This window comes from Pseudomonas sp. PS01270, from assembly GCF_029959775.1.
Taxonomy (GTDB): domain Bacteria; phylum Pseudomonadota; class Gammaproteobacteria; order Pseudomonadales; family Pseudomonadaceae; genus Aquipseudomonas; species Aquipseudomonas atacamensis.
This window is the reverse complement of record NZ_JASCPT010000238.1, coordinates 1-3078: the sequence shown is the minus strand read 5'-3', so window position 1 is coordinate 3078 and position 3078 is coordinate 1. Positions and strand designations below refer to the sequence as shown.

The window sequence follows — 3078 nt, the reverse complement described above, 5'->3', positions numbered from 1 at the left end:
GGCTCGCTCCCACAGTGGATGACACAAACTCCCTGTGGGAGCGAGCCTGCTCGCGAAGACGGCATCGACTTCACAGCAGATTCAAGCCTTGCTCTCAACTGCCCGAACGACGCCAACCCCACGCTCCAGATTCAATGCCAACACACTGATCAACACCACCATCGCCCCCATCAGTACCATCAACGTCGGCCGTTCACCCAGTCCCCAAGACGCAATTCCCATGGCCGTCGGCGGTATCAGATACAAGGTCATCGTCGCCCGGCTCAAGTCCACATGCTTGAGCACGAAACCCCAGGCCAGATACGCCAGTGCGCTGGGAAACACCCCCAACATCAGCACCGCCCACTGCGCTTGCGGCGGCGCCTGCATCACGGCGTCAGCCAGCCCCGGCAGATAAATCAGCAACAGCAACGTCCCCGACCACACCGCGTAGCAGCCCAGGCTGAAACCGTCGTAGCGCCGCGCATGATGCTTTTGCAGGGCGAAATAGAGGCTCCAGGAAAGCGCCGCCAACAAGATCAACAAGCCATGGGCATTGATAGCGCCCATGCCCTTGTCGCCGCTGACTACGATCACCACGCCGACAAATCCAAGCAGCACACAGCTCCAACGCCAGGCGCTGACGCGTTCCTTGAACACAAAGCACGCCAGCAGCGTGCTGAATAACGGGCTCGATTGCGCCAGCACGCTGGAAGCCCCGGCACTGATGCCTTGCTGGCCGATGTTCAAGGCGACGTGATGCAGGCTGACGGCAAAGAAGCCCAAGGCAACCAGCAACGGCACATCGCGCCACTGCGGCAGGCGAATGCCTTTGAAAATTGCGATCAGCGCCATCAACAGCGACGCCAGCAGAAAACGCAGCAAGGCCAGATGTCCGGGCTCATACCCTTGCAAGCCGATGTGAATGCCAGTGGGCGAATAGCCCCAGCATGCGATGACAAACGCCATGGCCAGGATAATTTTGCAGGTAGAAGTGGAAGTCATGATCGAGGCACCAGGGCAGTGGATGCGCCGAGTATCCGCGTGCCCGATCATTCGTCACAACTGACTTATACTGCGCTGACTGTTCACTCAGAGTGATGATTATGGAGCTGGCGCAAATCCGCATGTTCAAGACTGTGGCCGAGGTTGGCAGCATTGCCCGGGCCGCCGAAAAACTGTTCTGCGTGCCGTCGAACATCACCGCGCGGATCAAAGCGCTGGAGGCCGAATTGGGCGTGGCGCTGTTCTTGCGCGAGGGGCGCGGATTGCGCATCAGCCCGGCGGGACAGACCTTTCTGGTTTATTCGGAAAAGATTCTGGCGCTGACCGTCGAAGCCAAACGCGCGCTAGACCCGGCCGCCGAGCCGTCCGGACCGCTGCGCATCGGCGCCATCGAGTCCTCGGCGACCGGGCGCTTGCCGCGCCTGCTGGCGAAATTCCACAAGCGCTACCCGCAAGTGGTACTGGAACTTACCACCGGCACCTGGAGCCAATTGCTCGACGACACCGTCAACCATCGCCTTGATGGCGCGATTGTCGCGGTGGACGTCGAACGTGCTCAGCTCAAACGCACGCCGATGTATCGCGAGGAATTGTTACTGATCGCCTCGACTTCAGTCGGCCCGGTGCGCGACATCGCGGATCTGCAAGACAAAACCCTGTTCATGTGGCCACCGGGTTGCCCATACCGCGCGGCACTTGAGCATTGGTTGCTGCGCCGAGGGCAGGCGCTGCCGATTGTCAGTCTGGCCAGTTACGGAGCGATTGTCGGCTGCGTCAGCGCCGGTGCCGGGGTGGCGCTGGTGCCCAGGGGCGTGTTCGAGCAGTACGCCAAAGGCGCGGGCTGCGAGGGTTACGAGTTCGCTGAACTGATGGCGATCGAGAATTTGTTTTACTGGCATGAAAACGCCGGTGTGCACCCGGCGCGAGATGCATTTGTGGCGATGTTGCGGGAGGAGTTTGCTCAATAGAAAAGCGGCCCTCACCCCAGCCCTCTCCCGGAGGGAGAGGGGGCCAACCGAGGTGTCTTGCGCCAGACATCGACCTGAAAGTCCGAGCCGCTTATGGATTCACGAGCACAACCAGGGCTGTGTAGTTTGCGGCTTCAGCGGTCCCCGTTCAGGTCAGCGTACCTCTGAAATATCCCCCGATCAGTCCCCTCTCCCTCTGGGAGAGGGCTAGGGTGAGGGGATTCAGGTCCGCGGCAAATCCCGCATCAACAACCCAAAGCGCAAGTCCACCGCATCCGGTATCGGCACGTACACCGTATGCCCGTCTCCCGGCGCCACTTCGATCGCTTGCCCGCTGACACTCTGCAATTCATGCAGATCAAAATGGAAATTGCCCTTGGGCGTCATCAGTTCCAGATGATCGCCCACGGCAAAACGATTCTTCACTTTCACTTCGGCCAGGCGATCACGGCGCTCGCCGGTCAGCTCGCCAACGAACTGCTGCCGCTCCGACACCGAACTGCCGTGCTGATAGTTCTGATATTCGTCATGCACATGCCGGCGCAGAAAACCTTCGGTGTAGCCGCGCTGGGCCAGCGACTCGAGATCCAGCATCAGGCCGCGATCAAACGCGCGCCCGGCCACGGCATCATCGATCGCCCGGCGATACACCTGGGTGGTGCGCGCGCAGTAGAAATGCGATTTGGTCCGGCCTTCGATCTTCAATGAATGCACGCCCATGCGCGTCAGGCGCTCGACATGGTGCACCGCGCGCAGGTCCTTGGCGTTCATGATGTAGGTGCCGTGTTCGTCTTCGAAGGCCGGCATCAATTCATTGGGACGATTGGCTTCCTGCAACAGAAAGACCTGATCGGTCGGTGCGCCGAGACCCAGCGTCGGCTTGGGCTGAAAGGTCTGGACGATCTCGCCGAGCTGGTTTTCCGTGGCTTCTTGCGCCGTGTACTTCCAGCGGCAGGCGTTGGTGCAGGTGCCCTGATTGGCATCGCGTTTGTTCATGTACGGTGCGTGTCAACGTATCTGTCGCTTCACGGCTGTTTTAGGAGTCTATTACGCCCTTGTTTCAGGGCGCTCTGGATTCAGGTAAACAGCGTTTGCGAGTTTCCAATTACGTACTTCGCCGCTCCAA

Annotated in this window: 2 protein-coding genes and 1 pseudogene; 1 reads left to right on the top strand and 2 read right to left on the bottom strand. The window is 60.1% G+C overall.

Annotated features, from left to right (window positions below; genetic code table 11):
- Positions 1 to 81: 81 nt before the first annotated feature.
- Positions 82 to 984: a DMT family transporter gene (locus QMX86_RS27760; protein WP_282387758.1), complete on the bottom strand. Its 903-nt coding sequence runs from the start codon at positions 982 to 984 to the stop codon at positions 82 to 84.
- 101 nt (positions 985 to 1085) lie between these two features.
- Here QMX86_RS27760 and QMX86_RS27755 point away from each other — a divergent pair, with 101 nt between their 5' ends.
- The gene (locus tag QMX86_RS27755; RefSeq protein ID WP_282387759.1) at positions 1086 to 1952 is read left to right on the top strand and encodes a LysR substrate-binding domain-containing protein; all 867 of its coding nucleotides are present in this window, start codon (positions 1086 to 1088) and stop codon (positions 1950 to 1952) included.
- A gap of 222 nt (positions 1953 to 2174) precedes the next feature.
- On the opposite strand, the pseudogene QMX86_RS27750 reads toward QMX86_RS27755, so the two are convergent.
- Positions 2175 to 2951: pseudogene (locus QMX86_RS27750) on the bottom strand (U32 family peptidase C-terminal domain-containing protein); the annotation flags it as partial.
- Positions 2952 to 3078 lie beyond the last annotated feature (127 nt).